Annotated in this window: 19 protein-coding genes; 10 read left to right on the top strand and 9 right to left on the bottom strand. The window is 50.1% G+C overall.

The window, feature by feature from the left end; all coding sequences use genetic code 11:
• Positions 1-168: 168 nt before the first annotated feature.
• The 4 genes from J4F31_07345 to J4F31_07330 form a co-directional block, all read right to left on the bottom strand.
• Positions 169-2,625, bottom strand: coding sequence for a TonB-dependent receptor (locus tag J4F31_07345; protein MCE2496375.1), 2,457 nt, complete (start codon positions 2,623-2,625; stop codon positions 169-171).
• 185 nt (positions 2,626-2,810) lie between these two features.
• Entirely contained in the window at positions 2,811-3,329 is a 519-nt protein-coding gene (locus J4F31_07340) for an ATP-binding protein (GenBank protein MCE2496374.1), read from the bottom strand.
• Entirely contained in the window at positions 3,326-3,589 is a 264-nt protein-coding gene (locus tag J4F31_07335) for a thiamine-binding protein (protein ID MCE2496373.1), read from the bottom strand. The genes J4F31_07340 and J4F31_07335 overlap by 4 nt, the downstream gene beginning before the upstream one ends.
• A gap of 3 nt (positions 3,590-3,592) precedes the next feature.
• Positions 3,593-4,339: a geranylgeranylglyceryl/heptaprenylglyceryl phosphate synthase gene (locus tag J4F31_07330; GenBank protein MCE2496372.1), complete on the bottom strand. Its 747-nt coding sequence runs from the start codon at positions 4,337-4,339 to the stop codon at positions 3,593-3,595.
• 123 nt (positions 4,340-4,462) lie between these two features.
• On the opposite strand from J4F31_07330, the gene J4F31_07325 reads away from it, so the two are divergent.
• Positions 4,463-5,773 carry an adenosylhomocysteinase gene (locus J4F31_07325; GenBank protein ID MCE2496371.1) on the top strand — a complete coding sequence of 437 codons (1,311 nt, stop codon included), beginning with the start codon at positions 4,463-4,465 and terminating at the stop codon, positions 5,771-5,773.
• A gap of 84 nt (positions 5,774-5,857) precedes the next feature.
• On the opposite strand, the gene J4F31_07320 is transcribed toward J4F31_07325, so the two are convergent.
• Positions 5,858-6,271 carry a hypothetical protein gene (locus J4F31_07320; GenBank protein MCE2496370.1) on the bottom strand — a complete coding sequence of 138 codons (414 nt, stop codon included), beginning with the start codon at positions 6,269-6,271 and terminating at the stop codon, positions 5,858-5,860.
• A gap of 213 nt (positions 6,272-6,484) precedes the next feature.
• On the opposite strand from J4F31_07320, the gene J4F31_07315 reads away from it, so the two are divergent.
• From J4F31_07315 to J4F31_07295, 5 genes are all read left to right on the top strand, one after another.
• Positions 6,485-10,129 carry a TonB-dependent receptor gene (locus J4F31_07315; GenBank protein ID MCE2496369.1) on the top strand — a complete coding sequence of 1,215 codons (3,645 nt, stop codon included), beginning with the start codon at positions 6,485-6,487 and terminating at the stop codon, positions 10,127-10,129.
• A gap of 53 nt (positions 10,130-10,182) precedes the next feature.
• Positions 10,183-13,995, top strand: coding sequence for a T9SS C-terminal target domain-containing protein (locus tag J4F31_07310; protein MCE2496368.1), 3,813 nt, complete (start codon positions 10,183-10,185; stop codon positions 13,993-13,995).
• Positions 13,996-14,030: 35 nt separating this feature from the next.
• A complete protein-coding gene (locus tag J4F31_07305; protein ID MCE2496367.1) occupies positions 14,031-15,080 on the top strand; it encodes a PorV/PorQ family protein in 1,050 nt (349 codons plus the stop codon).
• Positions 15,081-15,228: 148 nt separating this feature from the next.
• Positions 15,229-15,705, top strand: coding sequence for a transcription elongation factor GreA (greA, locus tag J4F31_07300; protein MCE2496366.1), 477 nt, complete (start codon positions 15,229-15,231; stop codon positions 15,703-15,705).
• Positions 15,705-16,097: an HIT family protein gene (locus J4F31_07295; protein ID MCE2496365.1), complete on the top strand. Its 393-nt coding sequence runs from the start codon at positions 15,705-15,707 to the stop codon at positions 16,095-16,097. The genes greA and J4F31_07295 overlap by 1 nt, the downstream gene beginning before the upstream one ends.
• On the opposite strand, the gene ruvC is transcribed toward J4F31_07295, so the two are convergent.
• Entirely contained in the window at positions 16,098-16,658 is a 561-nt protein-coding gene (gene ruvC / locus J4F31_07290) for a crossover junction endodeoxyribonuclease RuvC (protein MCE2496364.1), read from the bottom strand.
• An 18-nt stretch (positions 16,659-16,676) separates the two neighbouring features.
• Here ruvC and J4F31_07285 point away from each other — a divergent pair, with 18 nt between their 5' ends.
• Entirely contained in the window at positions 16,677-17,624 is a 948-nt protein-coding gene (locus J4F31_07285) for a hypothetical protein (protein MCE2496363.1), read from the top strand.
• A gap of 5 nt (positions 17,625-17,629) precedes the next feature.
• Positions 17,630-18,754, top strand: coding sequence for a glycosyltransferase (locus tag J4F31_07280; protein ID MCE2496362.1), 1,125 nt, complete (start codon positions 17,630-17,632; stop codon positions 18,752-18,754).
• Between the two features lie 148 nt (positions 18,755-18,902).
• On the opposite strand, the gene J4F31_07275 is transcribed toward J4F31_07280, so the two are convergent.
• The 3 genes from J4F31_07275 to J4F31_07265 form a co-directional block, all read right to left on the bottom strand.
• On the bottom strand, positions 18,903-19,157 hold the full coding sequence (locus J4F31_07275; protein ID MCE2496361.1) for a L,D-transpeptidase: 255 nt from the start codon (positions 19,155-19,157) through the stop codon (positions 18,903-18,905).
• 113 nt (positions 19,158-19,270) lie between these two features.
• A complete protein-coding gene (locus J4F31_07270; protein ID MCE2496360.1) occupies positions 19,271-19,435 on the bottom strand; it encodes a L,D-transpeptidase in 165 nt (54 codons plus the stop codon).
• Entirely contained in the window at positions 19,432-20,715 is a 1,284-nt protein-coding gene (locus J4F31_07265) for a mechanosensitive ion channel (GenBank protein MCE2496359.1), read from the bottom strand. The genes J4F31_07270 and J4F31_07265 overlap by 4 nt, the downstream gene beginning before the upstream one ends.
• 71 nt (positions 20,716-20,786) lie before the next feature.
• Between J4F31_07265 and J4F31_07260 the strand changes: the two genes are divergently transcribed.
• The gene (locus J4F31_07260) at positions 20,787-22,859 is read left to right on the top strand and encodes a carboxy terminal-processing peptidase (protein MCE2496358.1); all 2,073 of its coding nucleotides are present in this window, start codon (positions 20,787-20,789) and stop codon (positions 22,857-22,859) included.
• Positions 22,846-23,742 (top strand): ABC transporter permease, encoded by an 897-nt coding sequence (locus tag J4F31_07255; protein ID MCE2496357.1) that lies wholly within the window; start codon positions 22,846-22,848, stop codon positions 23,740-23,742. The genes J4F31_07260 and J4F31_07255 overlap by 14 nt, the downstream gene beginning before the upstream one ends.
• Positions 23,743-24,077 lie beyond the last annotated feature (335 nt).

The following is a 24,077-nucleotide window of genomic DNA, read 5'->3' as shown; positions in this document are numbered from 1 at the left end:
ACTCTTGTAAGCCGGCTTTCGATATTTCTTGCTTTTTCATATCACTAAGTTAAGTGACACACTTTTCTGAACAGACTCCGCTGCGATGCATTATTCACTTCCACTTATAACACTTATAACACTGATACCACTTCTAGCGTGCCGCGCCACTGATACCACTGTTTCGATTTACAATCGAACCGTCACTTGTCCCAAGAAGTTAATCGTCGCCTGCGGATAATAGAAGTTCTCCGTGATCATATCCCCGAAAACGTAGCTGTAGGTGTATCCGAAGGAGCTGTACAGCGTGTTGAATAGGTTATTCACCTTCAGTTGTACGTCGATTCCCTCGATGCCCTCGGGAACAAAGGTGTAGCCGGCTACCAGATCAGTCACAAAGAATGCGTCAATCGTGCGGTCCTCATTCGAGGTGTTATCGAGGTATTGCTTGCCTACATATTTACCCTGAAGTCGGACCATGGCCCTATTTACAGGTTGGTATTCCACATACACCGCGCCGACCGAATTCGGACTCAAAGCGATGTCGGTGTTTTCGTACTCGTTCACGATCACGTCGAACCCGTTCGTATAGTCGTAGATGGTCTCTTCAAACGACTCGATTTTGTTCTGACTCAAAGCCCAGTTTCCGCCCAGGATCCAGTTGCGGGCAACGCTGTACGTGGCGTTCAGCTCGATTCCGGCCCGGTAACTCTCCGGCACGTTGGTGCGCACCGAAGCGCCCACGTCGTTCAGCTCACCTGTTACCACCAATTGATTGGTGTAGTCCATGTAATATCCATTGGCCTCAAAGGCCAGCTTAGCTCCAGTGTACCGGTACCCAAATTCAAAGTTGTTCAGCTCCTCCGCCACCGGTGTGCGTCCGGCTGGCGCATCGATAAAGTCGCTCCGCACGGGTTCGCGTCCGGCCCGGGCAAAACTTCCGTACACCTGCTGGCGATTCCCCATGAAATAAGTCACCCCCACCTTCGGATTAAAAAAGTTGAAACCGGCGTCTACATCGTAGTTAACCAGGTCGTTATCGGTTCCCTCCGTGCGATAGTCAATGCCGCGTACCTGCAGATCTCCGTAAAAGCGGAACGATTTCCAGTCATAGCTCCCCTTAAGGTATATGTTGATGTCGGTCTTCACCGCATCGCCCTCGTAGTATCGTAAATCCTTCGGCGTGTCAAAGGCGTACTGCATCCAAATCAACTCACCGTAGTGGAGCCCATCGTATCGGTTCCAGGCACCACCTACGGTTACATTCAAATCGCGCCCCTTGTGTTCTGCAGAAAACGTGACCCCGTAAAAATCGTTGTCGAGCCAGCGGCGGCGAACCAAGTCGGTTTGGGTAAGTGAATCGCTGCCTACGGCAGGATTTGCAAGTCCGTACGCCGCAAAATCATCCTGACCTCGAAACTCCTCAAAATACCCCGATCCTCGAGTGTAGTGAAGCGCAGCTGTAGCCTTCAGATTTTCGTTGATCCGTTGAGCCCAGTGAAGCTGGTAGTGATCCTGCCCGTAATAGTCGACCTGATCGTCGTATTCGTAGTAGTTATAGGTGCGGCCACTGTTGAACAAGTTGTGCGTTTGGGCTGAGTCGAGCCCGTTGTTCACGGCGTGGTTGTACATGCCCGACGAGTCGTCTTCGAGGCGTGATTGTGGCGTGCCCCACCAGCTCTGATAGGTGCGTTCTTGACCCGAAAAGGTGATGAATTTTAAAGTGGTATTCTCGTTGTACATACCTGCGCTCAAATAGTAGCTGCGCAAATCACTACTCGCCCGATCGATGTAACCATCTGAGGTGATTTGCGATATGCGTCCTTCGACGATGAAGCGATCGCCCAGTAGACCTGTCCCAAACTCCAAATTTCTCTTGAATGTATTGAACGAGCCACCAGCAAGGGTCACGTTTCCGTAGGCTTCGGTGTTAAACATGTCGGTATTCATGTTGACCGTTGCACCAAAGGCCGCCGCTCCATTGGTTGAAGTCCCAACCCCGCGCTGAATCTGTATGCTCGAAGTACTCGAGCTCAGGTCGGGCATGTTGACCCAAAAAACGCCCTGCGATTCGGAGTCGTTGATCGGAATACCATTCACCGTTACATTGATCCGGGTTTGATCGGATCCACGAATGCGCATATTGGTGTACCCTACGCCGGCTCCGGCATCGGAACTGGTGACCACCCCGGTGCTCTGGTCGAGCAGAATGGGTAGGTCTTGCCCCAAATTCACCTCTTCGAGTTCTTTGCGTGTTATGGTCTCGTAAGCAACGGGAGCATCCTCTTCGGCCCGTAGGGCCTGAACCACGACTTCCGCGATCTCCTCGGCTTCGCGTTCCAGGGCTACCGTGACCGATTTAGATGGTGCATCGAGCTTTACCGTAACCGATTGAGTCCGATAACCTACAAAGGAAACGTCGAATATCACTACCCCTTCTGAGGTCATTTGTAGCTCAAAATAACCTTCCTTGTCGGCGCTTACCCCCGGAGGCATTGAGGGGCCTCCAAAGCCGATGTGCGCAAAGGGCAAGCCTTCGCGGGTTTGTGCGTCGATAACGCGTCCTTGAATGGTGGTGACTTCCTGACTTACGGTGCCATACGCGCAGAAAAGCAGGAACACCGCAGTCGATAAGAATTTCTTCATGATTAAAGATTTAATCACGAGAAAGGGGTGACTCGCTGGTGTTGCTTTATAAATTAACCTTCGCTTGGCGGCATAACCCGCCCAGGTTCAATGGGTATGATCTCAGCCCGCAATCGGCACCCCTTTTGAGATATGCGCAAAGGTAACCGAATTTTCGGACTGCGGTTCGCGCTTTTCGCTCCGATTTATTTGAACAAGTGCCTCACGGCACGATGTGCGGCGTGGTTCCTCGCTTCGCCCGTTCCGGAAACGATACTGAAGGGCAAACCTAAGCCGGCGCACTTGTCGATGTAGATGTTCATGAGCTCCTTTCGGGCTTCGGGGTGTTCGCGCAAGGGGTCGGGTTCCCAGGGGAGGTCAACATCGCAAAGTAAGTACTGATCGTACCGATGTTCGCGCACGTATTTGGCGATCACAGGGTCTACATCGCCGTAGTTGAACTCGCTCCATACTTCGATCACGAGCGGATCCGTGTCGGCGACCAATCCTTGTGGAAAGTGGTGTAGGGTTTCTTCTTCAAGGGCGAGTTGTTCGAGCATGATCTCGAGCAGATCGGCTTTTTCGTAGGGTCGACCGAGCTCAGCCAAGTAGCTTCGAGCCACTTCGGGCACCCAACCCAGCCCCAGCTCCTCGGACAACCACTGGCTAAGGTGGCTTTTGCCCGTGGATTCAGGTCCCGTAACCGAAATACGCACGGCATTCATAAGTGCTTGTTTTCAACGTCGCCCGTTGCTCCGCCCAAGATCCTCAGGTTGAACGAGCAGGGAACGGCCGATAAACTCGACTTCATGGCTTCTGTGAGTACCGACATTAACTCGTCGTACTCGCCTTTAATGGACGTGGAAGTTTCTGAAACCGTTACCTCGAGGTTCGAGTTTTCTTGGATCTTATATATAAAGGTATCGATATGGGGAATAAAATCGTTCGCCAGTGGATACAGGCTTACGTCGACAATAGCTTGCATGGGTCAGGCAAATTGCTGGGCCGTTTCGGCCATTGAAAGAATAAGCTCGGGGTTGTGCTCAAAGGCGTTGCCTACCACCGCTACATCGGCTCCGGCCGTAAAGGCCGCTGCTACATCACTCGCAGTGCGCATGCCCCCGCCTACGATCACCGGAATGTCGACCGCACCCTGGATGCATTCAATCATCGGCTCCGGTACGGGGTGCAAGGCTCCGGAGCCGGCATCGAGATAGATGCAGCGCAAACCCAGCATTTCACCGGCAATTGCCGTGCTCATGGCGATCTCTTCTTTATCGCGCGGAATGGGGAAGGTGTTGCTCATGTAACTCGCGGTGGTCGGTTGACCTCCATCCACGAGCATGTACCCGGTTGGAATCAATTCCAATTTGCTCCTGCGGAGCGATGGGGCAGCTTCTACGTGCTTTCCTATTAAAAGGTCTGCATTGCGACCGCTGATCAGGCTCAGCAGAAACAGCGCGTCGGCTTTGGAGCTGATTTGATTGATGCTACCGGGAAAAATGGTCAAATGTGCTTCGCAATGTTCGCGCAAGATCGTCAAGGTAACATCCATTTCCCCACTCGTAAGTAAACTACCGCCCACAAAAATGTGTTCTACTGATGCTTTGTGTACGAGTGAACCGATTTCCGCCAATGACTCGGGAGTCGATTTATCGGGGTCTACCAACACGGCAAGTTGTTTGCGTTTGGTTTGCCGACGCTTATCGAAGTGCTTGAGTACTTTGGATTCCATGGCAGTTTTACGTGAATTTCAAAGATAGAATTAATGTTCAACCCATTGCAAAGACTCCTAAGGTTTTGACTTTCGTTTTTGTCAACCTATTGAGTACCTTTGCACAGATTTAAAAAATAAGGCATGAGCGCATCTACTCAAGAGCAATTGAATTACAAGGTAAAAGATATCTCCTTGGCCGAATGGGGGCGAATGGAAATTGAGTTGGCCGAGGCAGAAATGCCGGGTCTTATGTCGCTCCGCGAGGAGTACGGCCAAAGCAAGCCGTTAAAAGGAGCTCGCATTGCGGGTTGCTTGCACATGACGGTTCAAACGGCTGTATTGATCGAGACCCTCGTTGAGTTGGGCGCCGATGTTACTTGGTCGAGCTGTAACATCTTCAGCACGCAGGATCACGCCGCTGCGACCATCGCCAAAGCAGGAGTTCCTGTTTTTGCGTGGAAAGGTCAAGCCGAAGAGGAGTTCGATTGGTGTATCGAACAAACGCTCACCGCCTTCGAAGGCGGCCAACCGTTGAACATGATCCTCGACGATGGAGGTGACCTTACTAATATGGTATTGGATCGCTATCCGGAATTGGTTGAAGGGATCAACGGATTGTCTGAAGAAACGACCACAGGGGTTCACCGTTTATATGAGCGCATGGCCAAAGGCACCTTGCCTATGCCGGCGATCAATGTGAACGACTCGGTGACCAAGTCGAAATTCGACAACAAGTTCGGATGTAAAGAATCGGCTGTAGACGCTATTCGCCGTGCCACGGATGTTATGCTGGCCGGAAAAGTAGCCGTAGTTGGTGGTTATGGAGACGTTGGAAAAGGTACCGCAGCTTCATTGCGCGGAGCCGGAGCTCGCGTTATCGTTACCGAGATCGATCCGATCTGTGCTTTGCAGGCCGCCATGGACGGTTTCGAAGTGAAGAAAATGGTGAATGCCATTCCACGCGCCGATATCGTGGTTACGGCAACGGGTAACAAAGACATCATCTCCGAGGAGCACTTTCGTTTGATGAACGATAAAACGATCGTATGTAACATCGGGCACTTCGATAACGAGATCGATGTAGCGTGGTTGAAGGGCAATGCCGAGCGCGCTCAGATCAAGCCTCAGGTCGATAAGTACAACCTCGACGGAAAAGACATCATTCTTTTGGCCGAGGGCCGTTTGGTGAACTTGGGTTGTGCTACTGGTCACCCTAGCTTCGTAATGAGTAACAGCTTTACCAATCAAGTATTGGCTCAAATCGAGTTGTGGCAATACAAAGACCGCTACGAGAATAAGGTGTACACCTTGCCGAAGCACTTGGATGAGAAAGTAGCAGCCTTGCACCTCAAGAAGATCGGCGTGGAGTTGGATACCCTACGTCCTGATCAGGCCGAGTACATCGGTGTCGAAGTAGCCGGACCGTTCAAGCCGGAGTATTACCGATACTAAGATATGGCCCTACGGGCCGATCTAGAACTGTGATTTTTAAAAGGCGCTTCCGGAAAGGGGACGCCTTTTCTTTTTGGAGGTGCCTCAATTGATGATATCGAGGCGGTTTCCATCGTAGTAGGTATTGTACTCGCGGAGTGGGAGAGAGGCAGAAACGGGTCCACCATCGATGATGCTCCATACGGCCGAGTCGCACGGACAAGTGGCCAGCACGTTGTTCGTGGAGTCCACATCGATTCGTCCACACGTTTGATCGTAGTGAATAGGGCAAGCGCGGTCGTAGGCGTGAAATTCGTTTTCTGAATACCTGTATATAATAAGGCCTCTATAACCGCCCGCAACGTACACCCATCCACCGGGTATTTGAAGGTCGAAGTACTCTGGCTGTGAGGGATATATGGTAATGTTCACGGCCACGTTGGGGACTCCTCCTTCGACCGATTTCCCGCATCCGGCCGCGAGGCCGAAAACAGAAATTAGGACTAATAGAGTGAACAATTGAATGGTTTTTGGTATTTTCATCGCACTTACTCCTAACGGCGTTTTGCGCAAGATAGTGCAAAGCGTGCATTCCTTACGAAACATCCGGATCGAGGCCTATTCGAGGCGACTCGAAATTGTGATTTATGGCAAACATTATATTTGCCTGTCCGATTTTATTGTTTTTATATTTACGAAATCTAAACATTAGGTTAACTTAAACGATTGGTTATGCTACGAAAACTACTCACTGTCTTATTTATTGGGACACTCTTCGCGGCATTCGGGCAGCAACGCCCGGGTGAGCTTAGGGGACAGGTAACCGACAAGCAAACCGGAGATCCGGTGCCGCTGGCTAACGTGGTGGTGAAGCTGAATGGAGAACCGGTTGACGGTACCACAACTGACTATGACGGTCGGTACGTGATTAAGCCGCTCGATCCGGGACGCTATGAGGTTGAGATCTCTTTTATCGGTTACCGGACTCAGCCGTTCAGCGGTGTAATTATTTCTCCAAACAAGACTACCACGCTTAATGGTGGTTTGACGGAGGAAAACGAAGTCCTAATCGGAGTCGAAGTGATCGCATATACGATCCCGCTTATCGACCCCGATAAACAGGGTAAGACATCCACCGGAGATGATATCCAGAAATTGCCTCAGCGTGACGTTAATTCTATTGCATCGACTTACGCCGGGATATACCAGCAAGATGACGGTTCGGGTATCAACGTACGCGGTTCGCGTAGTGACGCTACGGACGTATACATCGACGGTATCAAGGTTCGCGGTGCTACTACCATTCCTCAAACGGCCATTGACCAGTTGACCATTATTACGGGTGGACTTCCTGCACAGTACGGAGATGCTACAGGGGGTATCATCAGTATGACCACTCGCGGCCCTTCGAACAAGTACCTTGGCGGATTGGAGGTGAACACGTCATCAATATTCGACGAATACGACCAATCGTTGTTAGGTTTCAACCTATCAGGACCTCTGGCACGTCGAAGTGATGGTTCGCCATTGTTCGGATTCTTTATTGCTGGTGAGTACCAGTACCAACGAGATCCGAGTCCATCCGCGATCGGAACATGGAAAGTTAACGACGACTTGCTCTATTCATTGGAGCAGCAACCCTATCGCCCAGCCGGTTTCGGTGGTGGTGTGCTTCGTAACTCGGAGTTCCTTCGAATGAGTGATTTGGAGAACATCGACTGGAAACAAAACAACCAACGTCAAGACCTTCGTTTCTCGGCGAAGTTCGACCTCAAGACCAGTAAGACCACGAACCTCAAGTTCGGTGGAACTTTTAACTGGGCTAAGGGACAGACTTGGCAGTACAACTACTCGTTGTTAAACCCGGTGAACAATCCGGAATTCCGCAACCGCGACTGGAGGGTATTTGCCCGTTTCCTACAGCGTTTTGTGGATTCAGCAGACGAGTCTGCTGCGAACAACGTGAAAAACGCATTCTACTCTTTGCAGGTAGATTACAGTGAGGCATATCGTCTAACTCAAGACGACAGTCACTATGAGAACCTGTGGGATTACGGATACATCGGTAAGTTCGATCGCCTTCAGGCGCCGACCTTTACTTATGGACTGGATACGGTTTCTGGTTTGACCGGATGGTTGCAAACCAACATCGTAGACACTTTGGTAACCTTTGAGCCGGGAGACAAGAACCCGAATGCTACTAACTACACCGAGCAATACTGGGACTTCGTGAACGGAGACGTGAACAGTATCTTCGATGCTCAAGGTCAGGGAGCACTCTTGAACGGACAGCGTCCGCCCAGCAACTACTCACTTTGGTTCAATACCGGACGTCAGTGGAATGGTTACAACTTTACGGACAACAATCAGTTCCGCGTGGTTGGTTCAGGTTCTGCGGATATCAAGAACCACAGCATTATCGTCGGATTCGAGTACGAGCAACGTGTTGACCGTTTCTGGAGTGTAGCGCCAGTAAACTTATGGGTATTGGCACGTCAGTTGACCAGCTCTCACTTGCTCGAGCTCGACTTCAACAATCCGATCGTTGGAACAGACGCAAACGGTAACTTCAACGATACCATTACTTACAACAGATTGTACAACGGAGCTGCTCAGAGTTACTTCGACCAACAATTGCGTCAGTCTTTGGGCTACGCCATTGACGATGTGAACTTCATCAATACGGATGCTTTGAATCCGAATCAGATGGATATCGAGTACTTCAGCCCAGATGAGCTTTTGAACAACGGTAACGCCCTCGTTGCTTACGCGGGTTACGATGCTCACGGTAATAAATTGGATGGTCCGGTCATCTTCGAGGATTTCTTCTCTGAAACAGATGACAACGGAAACTTGAAGCGTCAGATCGATGCCTTCCGTCCGATCTATATTGCTGGATACATTCAAGATAAGTTCCAGTTCAAAGACCTCGTATTCAACATCGGGGTGCGTGTTGACCGCTTTGATGCCAACCAAAAAGTATTGGTTGACCAATACTCACTCTTCCCAACTATTTCCGCTCAGGAAATGCTTCAGGAAGGAGTGCTTGGTGTTGATGCTCTTCCACAGAACATCGGTGACGACTATGTTGTATATGTGAACGATTTGACCGAGCCTGCTCGAGTAGTGGGATACCGCGACGGAAGCCAGTGGTACGATGCCTATGGTAACCAGATCGCCGACCCGATCTCCATCGCTCAGTCTACGACTACAGGTCGAATTACTCCTTACTTGGAAGATCCGGACAACACGAATTTGGCAACGGACCTTACCGCAGAGTCGTTTGAAGACTACACGCCTCAAGTGAATGTGATGCCACGTATCTCGTTCAACTTCCCGATCTCGGATCAGGCGTTGTTCTTCGCTCACTACGATATCTTGACTCAGCGTCCGAACAGATTTATTCGTTTCGACCCTACGGATTACCTGTACTTGGAAGCGACTCAAGGAAACGTATTGAACAACCCGGATTTGCGCCCGGAGCGTACGATCGACTACGAGGTAGGTTTCAAGCAAACTTTGAGCAAGCGTTCAGCTTTGACCTTGAGTGCCTTCTATCGCGAGTTGCGCGACATGATCCAGGCTACTCAGATCAACTACGCATATCCGGTTAACTACACCACTTTCGGAAACCTCGACTTTGGTACAGTTAAAGGATTTAGCGTGAGCTACGATTTGCGTCGTACGGGTAACGTAAGTATGAACTTCAATTATACCTTGCAGTTCGCGGATGGTTCCGGTTCAAACGCTACTACAGGATTGAACTTGGCACAACAAGGTCAGCCAAATTTGCGTGTGATTCAACCGCTCGATTTCGATCAGCGCCATACCTTGGTTGCCGTAGTTGACTACCGCTTCAGCTCTGGAAAGGATTACAACGGACCAACTTGGTTCGGAGCTGATGTATTCGAAAACGCCGGTGCTAACTTCACGTTCCGCGCGGGTTCAGGTACTCCATACACGCGTCAGCAAAACGTACTTCAATCGGCCTCGTTCGGTATCAACCAACGTCCGATCCTGAAAGGTTCTATCAACGGTTCACGTCTCCCATGGCAGTTCCGTATCGATATGCGCTTGAACAAGCAGGTTAACTTGAAGTGGGGTGGTAAAGAAGAAGGTGGTAAGCAAAAAACGGCTACCATGAACGTCTACCTCGACGTGCAGAACTTGTTGAACAGTTTGAACGTGATCAACGTATATCGTTACACGGGTAACCCGGACGACGATGGATTCTTGTCAAGTGCTGAGGCACAGGTGCTCATTGTTCAGCAAACTGACTCACAGTCGTTCCAAGACCTCTACGGAGTTAAAGTGAACAGTCCTTCCAACTACAGCCTGCCACGCCGCATGCGTTTGGGAGTACTGTTGAGCTTCTAAGCGATTAACCCAAACACTTGAAGAAAAATTTTAATTGGAAAACCAGATAAATCATGAAAAGCAGATTGAAATTATTGGCTTTCGCTGTTGCCCTTGGATCGTTTAGCGGACTCTGGGCGAAAGAAAACGCCAATACCCCCGGAAGCTCGAATTCCGCTGCTTCTCCGGCACCCAAGAATATTGGTGCGAGTTGTGCCCCAGCCAGTGCTCAGACCGACTTGGCCGTGAACAACGTACGTACTCGTATTCTCGCCGGAGGAGACATGTGGTGGGATTTGATGAATGGAATCTATGAGATTCCGCGAGAGAGTAGCAAGCACTCCATGTTCGCCGGTGCCTTATGGATCGGTGGTCAGGATGTGGGTGACCAGCTCAAAGTCGCCGCGATGACGTATCGTCAGGAGGGTAGTGACTTTTGGCCTGGGCCACTCGACGCGGCTACTGCCTCGGTCGATGACACCATTTGTGCTGAATTCGACGAGCACTATCAAATCACACGTCAGCAAGTTGAGGACTATGTGTCTTGGTTGAATGGAACCAACGACGACCCCAACTACACGGTACCATCGGTCATACTGGAGTGGCCCGGTAATTACCCTGATACATACTCACAATTTGGAGCTGAGCCTTTAGCACCGTTCTTCGATGCTGATGGTGATGGTTTCTATGATCCTGCAGTAGGAGACTACCCGGCATATGATTTATCTGGAGAAGCCGATTGTCAAGGTGCAGATCTGCTATTTGGAGACCAAACACTCTGGTGGGTATTCAACGACAAGGGTAACATTCATTCCGAAACGAATGCCGAGCCTATCGGTCTCGAAATTCAAGCTCAGGCTTTTGCCTTTGCTACGAATGACGAGATCAACAACATGACGTTCTACAGCTACAAAATCGTGAACCGGGCATCTTTTGTACTGAAGAATACTTATTTCGGACAGTGGGTCGATCCAGATCTCGGAAAATACGACGACGACTACGTCGGATGTGACGTCGGTCGTGGACTTGGATTCTGTTATAATGGTGATGAGGACGATGAAGGTGCTACCGGATACGGACTCAACCCACCTTCGATTGGGGTTGACTTCTTCCGAGGTCCTTTAGCCGATCCAGGTGATGGTATCGACAATGACCGTGATGGAACGGTTGACGAAATTGGTGAGCAGATCATCATGAGTAAATTCGTGTACTACGAAAACGTGCGAGATTTGCCAACCGGTAACCCAATTCAAGCCTTTCACTTCTACAATTACCTACGCGGTATCTGGAAGGACAATACAGGTATGGTTCACAACGGAGCAAACGGTCACGGGCCAACTACTGGACCCGGTCCTCCAACGGACTTTATGTTCCCAGGGGATACAAATCCTGACTTCCCAGGTGATGACTGGACTGAACATTCAGCCGGTAACGATGAAGGTGACCGTCGATTCTTGCAATCGGCCGGATCATTTACCTTGCAGCCCGGTGCTGTGAACTACATCACTACTGGTGTGGTTTGGGCACGTGCTACTACAGGTGGTCGTTTGGCTTCTGTAGAATTGATGCGATTGGCCGATGATAAAGCACAGGCGTTGTTCGATAACTGCTTTAAAGTATTGGACGGACCTGATGCTCCTACCATGAACATTCAAGAGCTCGATCGTAAGTTGATCTTGATGTTGAGTAACAGCGAAAATTCGAACAACTTCAACGAAGAGTACGAAGAGCTCGATCCGCTCATTATTGGATTCGATGATACGACTTACGTTTTTGAAGGGTATCAGATTTTCCAGTTGAAAGATGCTACTGTATCTGTTACGGATATTTACAACCCTGATTTGGCTCGTCGAGTTGCACAGTGTGATATCGCTAACGGTGTTACCACATTGATCAATTACGAAACTGATCCGTCTCTTGGTGTACCTGTTCCACAAGAAATGACCTTGGGAGCCAATGATGATGGTACACAAAAGAGCTTCTTGATCACGGAAGACGCATTTGCTACTGGTGATCCTACTTTGGTGAACCACAAGCCATACTACTATACGGTTATCGCTTACGCTTACAATGAGTTTAAGTTGTATAACCCGACCGATCCGAATGGACTCGACGGACAAACCAAGCCGTACAAAGCGGGACGTAGAAATATTACTACCTACGTGGGTATTCCGCACATCACCTCACCAGAGGCCTCTGGTACTATTCAACAGGCAGAGTACGGTGATGGTCCTGAGTTGACCCGTATCGAAGGAACGGGTAACTGTGGTAACATTCTCGAATTCAAGGCTGAAACCGCTGAAGATATCGTAATGAACTACACCATGGATAACCCTGTATACGAGAACGGTCAAGGGCCGGTACAAATCAAAGTGGTTGATCCACTCAGTGTACCTACAGGTGATTACAGAATTGTATTCAGTGGAGCTAATGCTTCAGCCACGTGGTACATTGTTCGTTTGCCGGATGGAAGTCCTGAAAATACGATCTGGTCCAACGGTACCATTGAGATCGAGAAGGAGCAGTTGCTCGTAAACAGCGCCGGAGAATTCTGGGGTATGAGTATTGCGGCCGTTGACGCTGAGAATCCGGGTGATAACCCTACCGAAGGAAATGGTTTCCTCGGAGCGGACATGGTTTTTGAAGATAACACCAAAGCTTGGCTGACAGGTGTAGGAGATTTCGATGGAGACCCACGATTTAACTGGATTCGTTCAGGGACAAACAATACCGGAAATTACCCGGATAAGCCGGGTGATGATGAGGGTGTCTTTGAAGATGTGCTTGGAGGAACATGGGCTCCATACCGTTTGGTAAGTAATGATGTCGTAACGACAAATACTCCGGACGGAAGCGGGCCTGGTTGGGAAGGACCGTTCCAAGCACTTTCAAGACTTGAATCCCTGAATAGTGTGGATGTAGTGTTAACCTCGGATAAATCGCTTTGGACTCGCGTTCCGGTGCTAGAGGCCCAAGATCAGACTGACCTTGCACAGGGTGGTGCCGAAAAACTTAATTTTCGTGCGGCCCCTTCAGTAGATAAGGACGGAAATCCAGATGCTTCAGGTAGTACAGGTTGGGGATGGTTCCCAGGATATGCGTTAGACCTGGAGAAGGGTGTTCGATTGAATATTATGTTTGCCGAGGACAGCTGGCAATCTGGTCAGAACGGAAACGACATGTTGTTCAACCCGACTTCTACAGAGATCAACACCCTTGGTCAAGTAGCTTTTGGCGGTAAGCACTTCTTGTACATAATGAATTCAGAGTATCAAGGGGAACTAGCACCGTATATGGGCGATGATGAAACGATGAACCCATACTACGATGCACTGAATGATCCTACAAATGTAAATAAGCGTCAGGTGTTTGCTGCTTGTACTTGGGTAAGTATACCATTGCTTGAGCCGGGACAAGACTTGTTGGCAACGGATGTTACTGTGAAGCTGCGTGTCAGCAAAGAGTATGATGCCTACGAGATTGATGGAAGCAACTCCGGAAATCCGGTTTATCAGTTCAACACTGATGATGTTGCCACGATCACGAACGATAACAATACAGCGGAGAATGCTCTGAGCATTGTACGTGTGGTGCCTAACCCGTACTACGCATACTCAGCCTATGAGACCAATCAGCTCGATAATCGCGTGAAGATCACGAACCTTCCACCTCGTTGTGTAGTGTCGGTTTACACGACCAATGGTGCACTTGTGCGTCGATTCAACAAGGACAATCCGAGCACGTTTATCGAGTGGGATCTGAAGAATACCAATGCGGTTCCGATCGCCAGTGGTATGTACGTGATCCACGTGAAAGCTGAAGGTATTGGAGAAACCTTCGTGAAATGGTTTGGATCTATGCGTCCAGTTGACCTCGATACATTCTAATGAACCCAAAACGTCGAATCTTGAAACCAATGATTATGAAAAGATATCTACAGATAGCGTTACCAGCCTTTGTTGCGGCACTTCTGTTGCTGCCGTTTCAAGGACAAGCAGGTAATGAACAACGTGCGGGTTCTGCCGGTGCCGCAGAGTTGTTGATCAATCCTTGGGCCCGTTCAGCGGGCTGGGGAGGCGTCAATACTGCCGGAGCACGAGGAGTTGAAGCCGTATTTCTCAATGTTGCAGGAACGGCTTTCACTGAGAAAACTGAACTAGTATTCTCTCACACCGACTGGTTCGGAGATGCTGATATTAATGTCGATGCCTTTGGTTTCACCCAGCGTGTGGGTGAAACCGGAGCATTGAGTGTTACGCTAATGGCCATGGGTTTTGGTGATATTGAGATCACCACTACTGGATCGCCCGAGGGTGGTTTAGGAACCTACAGCGCCACTTACTTGAACTTGGGAGTTTCTTATGCTAAGAAGTTTACCGAGAACATTTATGGTGGTGTTACCGTGAAATTGATCAGTCATAGCATACCCGATTTGAACGGCGCAGGTGTTTGTTTCGATGCTGGTATCCAGTACGTGAAAGGTGAGCAAGACAACATCAAGTTCGGTATCGGTCTCAAGAACGTCGGTCCGGCCATGAGCTTCCAAGGTGATGGATTGTCACTCAGCTTGGGAACTTTGTTCGGAACGTATGACCAAACGGTACAGCAGCGTTCGAGCAACTTCGAGTTGCCTTCGTTGTTGAACATCGGTGGATCGTACGACTTCTTGTTCCCGGATAACCGATTGACCGTTGCTGCCAACTTTACGTCTAACTCTTTTACTCGTGACCAAATTGGTGCGGGATGTGAGTACAGCTACAAAGAATGGGTTATGCTTCGTGCCGGTTATGTGTATGAAAGCGAAATCTTTGATGCCGCGACGGCTCAAACGATCTTCTCTGGATTTAACGGAGGATTGAGTTTCGAAGTGCCTTTGGATGACGGAGGAACGACCTTCGGTATCGATTACGCCTACCGACACACTCGAGACTTGGGTGGATTCACCACTTTTGGCGCCAAGATCTCTCTGTAAGTAACAAACCAGTAATAGATAGAGTAAAGGCGCCTCACACCGAGGTGCCTTTCTTTTTTGTATATTGCTCGGCTCCAAGGAGACCGGTTCATCGGTCTTCTTTTGGTTTAGGGGCACACACCCAACATGTTTTAAACGCGAAGTAGCTATGTCAACGCTATCCTATTATACGCCTGAAGGGCTCAAGAAGCTCAAGAAAGAACTGGAAGAACTCGAGTACGTAGAGCGTCCAAAGATCTCACAGCAGATCGCTGAAGCTCGCGACAAAGGGGATTTATCCGAGAACGCGGAGTACGACGCTGCCAAAGAGGCTCAAGGTCTCTTGGAGCTGAAAATATCCAAGTTGAAGGAGTTGATCTCCAATGCACGTATAGTCGATGAAAGTCAAATGGACACTTCCAAGGCACTCATTCTGTCTACCGTAACGGTTAAGAACAAGAATAACGGGGCTCAGATGAAGTACACCTTGGTTTCCGAAACCGAGGCCGACCTCAAATCGGGCCGCATATCTGTAAATAGCCCGATTGGAAAGGGAATCCTTGGGAAGTCCGTTGGAGATACCGCAAAGATTCAGGTTCCGGCCGGGGAGATCGAATTCGAGATACTCGAAATCACCCGAAGCTAATGGCCTCCATTTTCACTCGTATTGTTAATGGCGATATCCCCAGCTACAAAGTGGCAGAGGATGATCGTCACCTGGCCTTCTTGGATATTCAGCCTTTGGCACGTGGACACGTATTAGTGATCCCAAAGGTCGAAACGGATTATATTTTTGACATCGAGCCGCAGGCTCACGAGAAATTTTGGGCGTTTGCTCAGAAAGTGGCCAAGGCCATCGATAAGGCCATTCCCTGTGAGCGCGTTGGAGTCGCTGTAATCGGTTTAGAAGTGCCTCACGCTCATATTCACCTCGTGCCCATAAATCACGTCGGAGACATCAATTTTTCGGCCCCAAAGAAAGAGTTTGCTGCTGAAGTCATGGAGCAAACCGCCATGGAGATCGCTGCGGCCTTTTGATCAATCCAGTCGATCCGGGTTCTTTTTCAGAAAATCACCCCAGTCTTTGTGTCCGCCCGTTGAAACGGATCCGGAACTGGAAAAATGATGGCACACCGCCGCTGCAAGTCCGTCCGTAGCGTCAAGTGGGCCTTTCATGTCTTTGATCTGCAATAAATTCTCGAGCATTCCTGCGACCTGCTCCTTGCTCGAGGCACCTTGACCCGTAATGGCTTGCTTGATTCGCCGTGGGGAATACTCGAACACGGGAATCTGAAACCGGAATGAAGTTGCCATGATCACCCCTTGCGCACGACCTAATTTCAGCATCGACTGAACGTTCTTTCCGAAATACGGAGATTCCACGGCCATTTCATCGGGCCGCACCTTTTCGATCAGGTCCATCATGTTCTTGTATACGGAATGTAGCCTGTAGAAGTGATCACCGGTTTTGTAGTGCATCCGATACACTCCCATATCCTTGTACGTCACCTGTTTGCCGTGACATTCGATCACCCCGTACCCCATCACTTGCGTTCCGGGGTCAATACCCAATATGATTTTATCGCTCACTCCTCCGATTTAACGTATGTTTAGGCCATGCGTAAATACGCCCTGGTGCTTTTAAAGGTAGTCATTGTAGCGGGATGTCTTTGGTACATCTACGACCGCATGCTCCATTTTCGGATGGCCTACGGCCCCATTCGCCTGCTTCAAATCGATTGGGCATTGAACCCGGTGGTACTTGTGGTTTGCATGGTCATCATCGCATTGCTCAATTGGGCTTTCGAAGCCCAAAAATGGCGCGTCCTTTTTTCCTCCGAGTTTCAACAGTCGCTCGGATCGGCCATGAAAACGGTTCTGTTGGCCTTGGCGGGCGGAATCCTAACCCCGGGGAAGGTGGGGGAGTACGGGGCACGAGCGATGCTGGTTCCGCAAGCGGTCCGATGGCTCGCTGTCGGCCGGCAATGGCTCAATACATACGGCCAAACACTCATCACCTCATTGGTCGCCGGTATTCCGGCTGCCATATACCTCACGATGGTTCCCGAAGCTCCGGCTTGGGCCTTCTGGACGTTTCTTGGAATCTGGCTCGCGCTTCAGTATCCCGCGTACCTGCTTTACCGCGACGGAGGCGAATGGCTCGCTAGGCTGATTCCGGCCGCGTGGTCCAATTGGATGCATCGAATTCCATCCGGGAGCCAATTAAGCTCATCGGTTCTACATGCAAACCTCCGTTGGGCTCTACTGAGGTATGTGACTTATTCGGTCGGAAACATACTCATTTGGTTCGCCTTGGGTATCCATCCTAATATTCTACTCATTGCATGCGTCGTCCAGGCGAACTTCATCTTATCGATCATTATTCCGGTAGCCTCGATCCTAAGTATTGTAGTGCGGAGCGGAACGGCCATCGCCTTGGCCGAACCCCTGGGCATGTCTCCTGACAAAGTACTTCTCGCCTCGTTCTTGAACTGGGCGTTCCAAACCCTCTTACCACTCATGGCGGGCTTGCTTCTTCTGATCAAGCATCCGATCAAACGTTAATCCCAATGAGCATTCTCCTCTGGATCATCGCCCTCGTACTCATTGTGGCTTACGGCCGCCAAATATTCACGTACCGCAACGGAATCGACCGACTCATCGACCGCCGGCCAACGCAAAAGGAGTCGCTGCCCAACCTAACCGTGGTCGTTCCCTTTCGCAATGAACTCGGTTCGTGGGAACGGTTTTGTTATGCTGCCTCGCGGCAGGATTTCCATGCGTCCGTCACGTATCTGTTTATCGATGACCACAGTAGCGATGAGGGTTCGCGAGAACTACAAGAGAAAGCGAAGTACTATGAGCTGGATTTCCGAGTTCTTCATCTGCCCGCAGGGCGAGAAGGAAAAAAACACGCTGTCCACCTCGGCTTTGAACAGGCCGATACACCTTGGGTCATCTGTACCGATGCCGATACGGCTCCCGAACCTACATGGCTGAGCGAAATGGCTCGGTTTCTTAGTCCGGATAAGGTGCTCGTGGGCGGACCAGTGCGTTTTGCGCCGGCGCGCCGGCCACGACACCGATATATGGCCCTTGAATTCGGCAGCCTTATCGCCTCGGCCGGAGGGTCTATAGGAATAGGTGATGCCCTCATGGTGAACGGAGCCAACATGGCCGTGAGGAAACCCTTCTTTATGAGTGTCTGGAAGGGGCGTGCGGATTTGGATATCATGAGTGGAGACGACTTATTTCTGCTGCACGAGGCCAAGGCGAAACCGGAATCTATTGATTTTGTGTGGTCTTCGAAAGCTATGGTGAACACCCCGCCTCCCGAATCGTACAGCGAATGGTGGCGACAACGTCGTCGCTGGGCGGCCAAGGCCTCGCACTACAGCGATGGAGGCGCACAAATGGCGAGCTGGACCGTATTGTTGTTCAACCTCTTCATCGTGGGAGTCTTTATTCCGGGCGTGCAGCGTGGCCATTGGTACGGTGCGTGGTGGTGGACATTGGCAGCCAAATTCATCATTGATTATCCCATGCTACAGCGTTTTGCTGATCTTGACGGGAAAAAGCTGTCTATGACCGATGCCATTGCAACGGCTATTCTTTACCCTTTTGCCATAGTGGGAACGGCCATTCATAGTCAATTGGGCAATGTGAAGTGGAAAGGAAGAGAGGGGAAAGCATAACCTATTCTGACAAGTCAGAGTACATTGGCCTTTGCGGCCAGTATATTTTGCCTTCGGCAAAATACATTCGAGCTTCGCTCGAGTAAATTTGTCCATAGTCCATAGTCAACTTAGAACTCAAAACTAAGAACTTAGAACTCAAAAGAGGTTACTCTTGGATGTACACGGCCGAGCCTACAGGTGTGCGATCAAATAATATGATCACATCTTCATTCAGCATACGCACACATCCGTGCGATGCGGGTTGGCCAATGAGCCCTTCTTCGTGCGTGCCGTGGATATAGATGTATCGATCGTGCGAATCGATGCCCGGGCCTTGGTTAAGTCCGGGCTCTAGTCCGGCTAGCCAAAGAATACGGGAAGTGACGTAATCCTTTCCGGTGAATCGGGGGCGCGACTCCATCGGGGCCGCTCGCCCGTAGCCACCCTGCCGCGAAGAACGCTTCCGGCCGAGAGGCCGAAACCATATTTATTTTGGATGCGGTGCAATCCCAAAGGCGTTTTGTTGCTCCCCGCCTATGATCCGATGCCGTATTTGGAAGTGGAGACCGGGTAGGTTCCGAGGGTGTCGCCGTTTTCGAAGGTATAGAGCCGCTGATCGGAGATGTCGACCACGATGGAATCGACCCGCTGTGCTACGGAACACAGGGGCAACAGGATCAGGAGGGCGATGCGGATCATTGGCCGAATTTGCTGAAGTCGCCGGTTGGGCTTTCGAAGACTTCGAGGTCGAAATATTGGGTGGCGGCCATGAGGTGGTCCATGATATCGGCCTGAATTCCCTCGTATACCGCCCAGCGCGTATCGTTGCTGAAGCAATAGATCTCGATCGGAATACCGAGTTCTGTTGGCTCGAGCTGCCTTACCATCAAGGATTGATCCTTGGCAATATTCGGATTGCGCCCGATGTACTCTTGAGCATATCGGCGGAACAATCCGATATTGGTCATGTTGCGTCCGTTGATCTGCACAGATTTATCGACGTTGTGTTCCTTGTTGAACTTCTCGATCTCACTTTGACGCTCGTCGATGAAATTCTGTACCAATTCGATCTTTTTGTAGCGTTCGAGCATTTCCGGGGTAACCAGTTTTACCGTACTCATTTTGAGGTGCAGCGATCGTTTGATTCGGCGGGCACCGATCGACTGCATGTTTCGCCAATTCTTGAAAGCGTCGCTCATGAAGGCATAAGTAGGGACGGTCGTAATGGTAGCGTCCCAGTTTTGTACTTTGACCGTGGTCAGCGAGATCTCGGTCACATCGCCGTCGGCTCTGTATTTTTCGAAGCTGACCCATTCTCCAATACGGACCATGTCATTGGCGGATATGGTGATCGAAGCAACGAGGCCCAAAATGATATCTCGGAAGATGAGTAAGAGTACGGCGGTTGCGGCACCCATTCCGGCGAGTATCGTGAGTGGGTTTATTCCGATCAACATGGAGATCAAGTATACTCCGCCAAAGAGGTACATGATGATCTTTCCAAGTTGAACGTAACTGCCGACCGGTTTGTCCTTGAATCGTTCCGTTTTGAACAGAATGTCGCGTGCGGCGTTCAAAAAACTGTTGGCGACCATCATGACCACGATAACGGTGTAGATCTCAGTGAGCCACATCACGGTTTCGGTCATTTCCGGGAAATCCTTGAAAAGGAGTGGAAAAAGTTGGTAAACGATGAACGCAGGAGCTAAATGGGCAAGGTTATTGAATACCTTGCGTTTGAGGAGGAGATCGTCCCACTCGTTCTTGGAGCGTTCTACGTATGATTTGACGATGCGAAGGATGACGTTCTTAGCGATCCGGTCGGCGATCCAGGCCATCAGGACCAATAAGATCAGATCGATACCAAGTCCAACGTAGGCGATGATCTCCTCGCGGACACCGTAGTTTTCGAGTAGGGTGCGCGTCCAATGGTCGGGAGCGTATTCTTCACTCCAGTTCTCTGAAAAACCTTGTAACATAGAACGAATTTAAGATTAACAAAGGTAGCGAGCCCCGATCATACCGCAAAGGGTCGCTATGTCAATGAAAAATGGCACATTTGAGCATGAAAAAGAAATGGATCATCGCCCTGGGAGCCTTAGTGCTCAGCGCAGGGGTCGTATATAGTTTTTACAGGCCATCCGAAGCTGAAAAGGAAGAGCTTATTGTACAGTTGGTAGCTTCGGGTTTGCAGCAGGCTCACTTTGCCCCACAGGCCTTTAACGACGATTTCAGCGAACGGATGTTCGATATGTACTTGAAGTCGCTTGATCCGGGTAAGCGTTTCTTTTTGGCCTCTGATGTCGAAGGTTGGCAGCATTACGGGAATCAGCTCGACGATGCTGTTCTCTCAGCTAATTCCGATTTTTTCAACAGTACCTACGAAACGCTAATGTTGCGGATCGGTCAGGCCAAGGATATATACCGCGATATCCTGAATGAGCCGTTCGATTTTTCTGTGGAAGAGTATATCGAAACGGATTCCGATGATATGCCCTACGCCGAGACACGCGATGATTTACGAGAGTATTGGCGTCAATACCTGAAGTACCGTACCCTTTTGCGCGTGGACGATTTGCTCGAGCGCAAAAGAGATAGCCTTACGCTGGAGGAGATTGAGTCGCGGGCTCGCGAAAAAGTGCTCAAGAGTCACGAAGACTGGTTCGATCGAATGGATGAGATGGAGCGGAAAGACTGGCACTCGGTATACATAAATGCCATTACCGCTGTTTTTGACCCACACACTCAATATTTTCCGCCGTACCATCAAGACGCATTTGAGATTCAGATGTCGGGTCAGCTCGAGGGTATAGGTGCACAGCTCATGAGCAAGGATGGAATTGTGGAGGTCACACGTATCGTGTCGGGAAGTGCATCTTGGCGTCAAGGTGAGCTCAAGGTCGGCGATCAAATATTGAAAGTTGCTCAGGCCGATGAAGAGGCTGTTGACGTCGTTGATATGCGCATTGAGGACGTAGTTCAACTCATTCGCGGAGAAAAGGGGACAGAAGTTCGCCTTACGATCAGAAAGCTCAATGGAACGATCAAGGAGATCGCGATCGTTCGCGACGTGGTCGTTTTGGAAGAGATCTTTGCGCGTTCGGCGGTAATCGAAAAAGACGGTCAAAAGTTCGGTTACATCCGCCTTCCCAAGTTCTATTTGAGCTTTGACGGTAGCGGTCGCAATTGTGGTGAAGACGTGAAGAACGAGCTTATAAAACTCAAGAAAGAAGGTGTTGGGGGCGTGGTCTTTGATCTGAGGAACAACGGTGGAGGTAGCTTGCAGGGCGCTATCGACATCGCCGGACTATTCATCGATAAGGGGCCGGTGGTCCAGGTGAAGGCCAAAGGACAGAGACCTGTGGTCTTGAACGATGAAAATTCAGGGTCGGTATACGATGGTCCATTGGTGGTGATGGTCAACGCGTTTAGCGCCAGCGCCAGTGAGATCTTGGCCGGAGCACTGCAGGATTACGAGCGCGCTGTGGTGGTTGGAGCTACCCATACCTTTGGAAAAGGGACGGTTCAAAACATGTTCGAATTCGACGAAATGGTTCGAGGTAATGCCGACGCATTAAAACCATTGGGTGCGCTTAAATTGACGATCCAGAAATTTTATCGGATCGATGGAACCACCACCCAGCTCCGTGGGGTAACCCCGGATATCGTATTGCCGAATACTTATAACCTCTTGGCTTTTGGTGAAAAGGAGCTCGAGTTCCCGTTGCAATGGGATGAAATAGCCCCGGCGCCCTATGATCGAGTTGGATCGGTCACGGCGCGTCTTGAGCAGCTCGGCGAGAATTCAAGGAAGCGCCTCAAAAAGAACAAGACCTTCGAACTGATCTCGGAAGAGGCCTCGTGGCTCGAACAACAGGACACATTCTCGAGGTTTCCACTGCAGCTCGAACGATACAGATCCTTACTCGACGAGTGGGAGGCGACTTCTGAGAAATTCGAAGCCATTGACGAGTATGAAGCGAATTACGCCGTTAGTGAATTGGTCATGGCCGAAATCGAACGCGATACCTTACAGGTGGAGAAAACGCGACGATTCGAAAAGAACTTGAACAAGGACATCGAACTCGAAGAAGCCTTGATGATCTTAAATGACCTCAACTGATTCACCAACACAAAAAGCCTGGCGACGCTTCCGTAAGAATCCACTCGGATTGTTCGGAGCGGCACTCATTGTGTTGATCACTTGCGTGGCTATCGCAGGCCCTGCCCTTGTTCCTGATCGGTCGCCCAACGCCAACGAAATGAACTTGAAGTTGGCTGCCCAGAAACCCGGATTTAAAGCCGAGTTGGAATCGGATCACGGGGTCGTTTCCCGAACTTTTTTGCTGGGAACCGACCGGTTCGGACGCGACCTTTTGAGCCGGATGGTACTCGGTGCTCGGATCAGCCTAGCGGTCGGATTCATATCCGTATTTATTTCTCTTTTAGTAGGTGTGACTTTGGGTGCCTTGGCCGGGTTTTACGGAGGGCGAGTCGATTCGGCTATTATGTGGCTTATAAACGTGGTTTGGAGTATTCCGACCTTGCTGTTGGTGATCGCTATAACCTTGGCTTTGGGTAAGGGATTTTGGCAGGTTTTCGTAGCCGTTGGGCTTACGATGTGGGTAGAAGTGGCTCGGGTGGTGCGCGGACAAGCATTATCTCTAAAGGAAAAGGAATTCGTTGAGGCCACCGAAGCGTTAGGATTTAGATCGCTCCGAGCCTTGTTTTCTCATGTACTGCCCAATATTTGGTCTCCGGTGATCGTGATCTCAGCGGCTAATTTCGCTTCGGCCATATTGATCGAAAGTGGACTTAGTTTCCTGGGAATAGGAGCCCAGCCACCCATTCCGACCTGGGGCGGCATGATCAAAGATCACTACAGCTATATCATCGTTGATAAAGCTTACTTGGCGGTGATTCCGGGGGGCGCGATTCTTTTGCTCGTTCTGAGTTTCATGCTGGTCGGGAATGCATTGAGAGATGCCTTGGACGTTAAGTCATGACCTTGGAAGCTACTCAGTCTTGATACTGTATTGATCTGCCTTCTAAATGGCATTGGCCCTCAGGGCCAGGATATTTTGCGGCGCAAAGGATATTCGCGCTTCGCGCGAGTATAATAGGTTGAGCCCTTATTCACATTTCCGGCGGCCAAGCCGGAATATCCTCGAAGAATACATGTCCTCCGGCGAAGACAGAATTTCCTTGCCATGGGCAAATACACTCCGTAATACTCCCCATCCTTTAGACCAAATGGTTTAGTCGTAATACTCCCCAGATTTCGGACCATCGGTTAAGTTAATATTTTTAACCCTTAAAATCCGAAAACGATGAGAAGAAG

The sequence above is a fragment of the Flavobacteriales bacterium genome (genome assembly GCA_021296215.1).
Taxonomy (GTDB): Bacteria; Bacteroidota; Bacteroidia; order Flavobacteriales; family ECT2AJA-044; genus ECT2AJA-044.
Note: the sequence above shows the minus strand (reverse complement) of the source record. Positions and strands in the feature narration are given on the sequence as shown.

Coding starts and splice junctions, on each gene's coding strand:
- J4F31_07310 (MCE2496368.1), top strand. CDS start 10,183: ATGAAAAGCAGATTGAAATTATTGGCTTTCGCTGTTGCCCTTGGATCG.
- J4F31_07340 (MCE2496374.1), bottom strand. CDS start 3,329: ATGAATGCCGTGCGTATTTCGGTTACGGGACCTGAATCCACGGGCAAA.
- J4F31_07280 (MCE2496362.1), top strand. CDS start 17,630: ATGAGCATTCTCCTCTGGATCATCGCCCTCGTACTCATTGTGGCTTAC.
- J4F31_07345 (MCE2496375.1), bottom strand. CDS start 2,625: ATGAAGAAATTCTTATCGACTGCGGTGTTCCTGCTTTTCTGCGCGTAT.
- J4F31_07325 (MCE2496371.1), top strand. CDS start 4,463: ATGAGCGCATCTACTCAAGAGCAATTGAATTACAAGGTAAAAGATATC.
- J4F31_07265 (MCE2496359.1), bottom strand. CDS start 20,715: ATGTTACAAGGTTTTTCAGAGAACTGGAGTGAAGAATACGCTCCCGAC.
- J4F31_07315 (MCE2496369.1), top strand. CDS start 6,485: ATGCTACGAAAACTACTCACTGTCTTATTTATTGGGACACTCTTCGCG.
- greA (MCE2496366.1), top strand. CDS start 15,229: ATGTCAACGCTATCCTATTATACGCCTGAAGGGCTCAAGAAGCTCAAG.
- J4F31_07305 (MCE2496367.1), top strand. CDS start 14,031: ATGAAAAGATATCTACAGATAGCGTTACCAGCCTTTGTTGCGGCACTT.
- J4F31_07295 (MCE2496365.1), top strand. CDS start 15,705: ATGGCCTCCATTTTCACTCGTATTGTTAATGGCGATATCCCCAGCTAC.
- J4F31_07255 (MCE2496357.1), top strand. CDS start 22,846: ATGACCTCAACTGATTCACCAACACAAAAAGCCTGGCGACGCTTCCGT.
- J4F31_07335 (MCE2496373.1), bottom strand. CDS start 3,589: ATGCAAGCTATTGTCGACGTAAGCCTGTATCCACTGGCGAACGATTTT.
- J4F31_07275 (MCE2496361.1), bottom strand. CDS start 19,157: ATGGAGTCGCGCCCCCGATTCACCGGAAAGGATTACGTCACTTCCCGT.
- J4F31_07330 (MCE2496372.1), bottom strand. CDS start 4,339: ATGGAATCCAAAGTACTCAAGCACTTCGATAAGCGTCGGCAAACCAAA.
- J4F31_07285 (MCE2496363.1), top strand. CDS start 16,677: ATGCGTAAATACGCCCTGGTGCTTTTAAAGGTAGTCATTGTAGCGGGA.
- J4F31_07270 (MCE2496360.1), bottom strand. CDS start 19,435: ATGATCCGCATCGCCCTCCTGATCCTGTTGCCCCTGTGTTCCGTAGCA.
- J4F31_07260 (MCE2496358.1), top strand. CDS start 20,787: ATGGCACATTTGAGCATGAAAAAGAAATGGATCATCGCCCTGGGAGCC.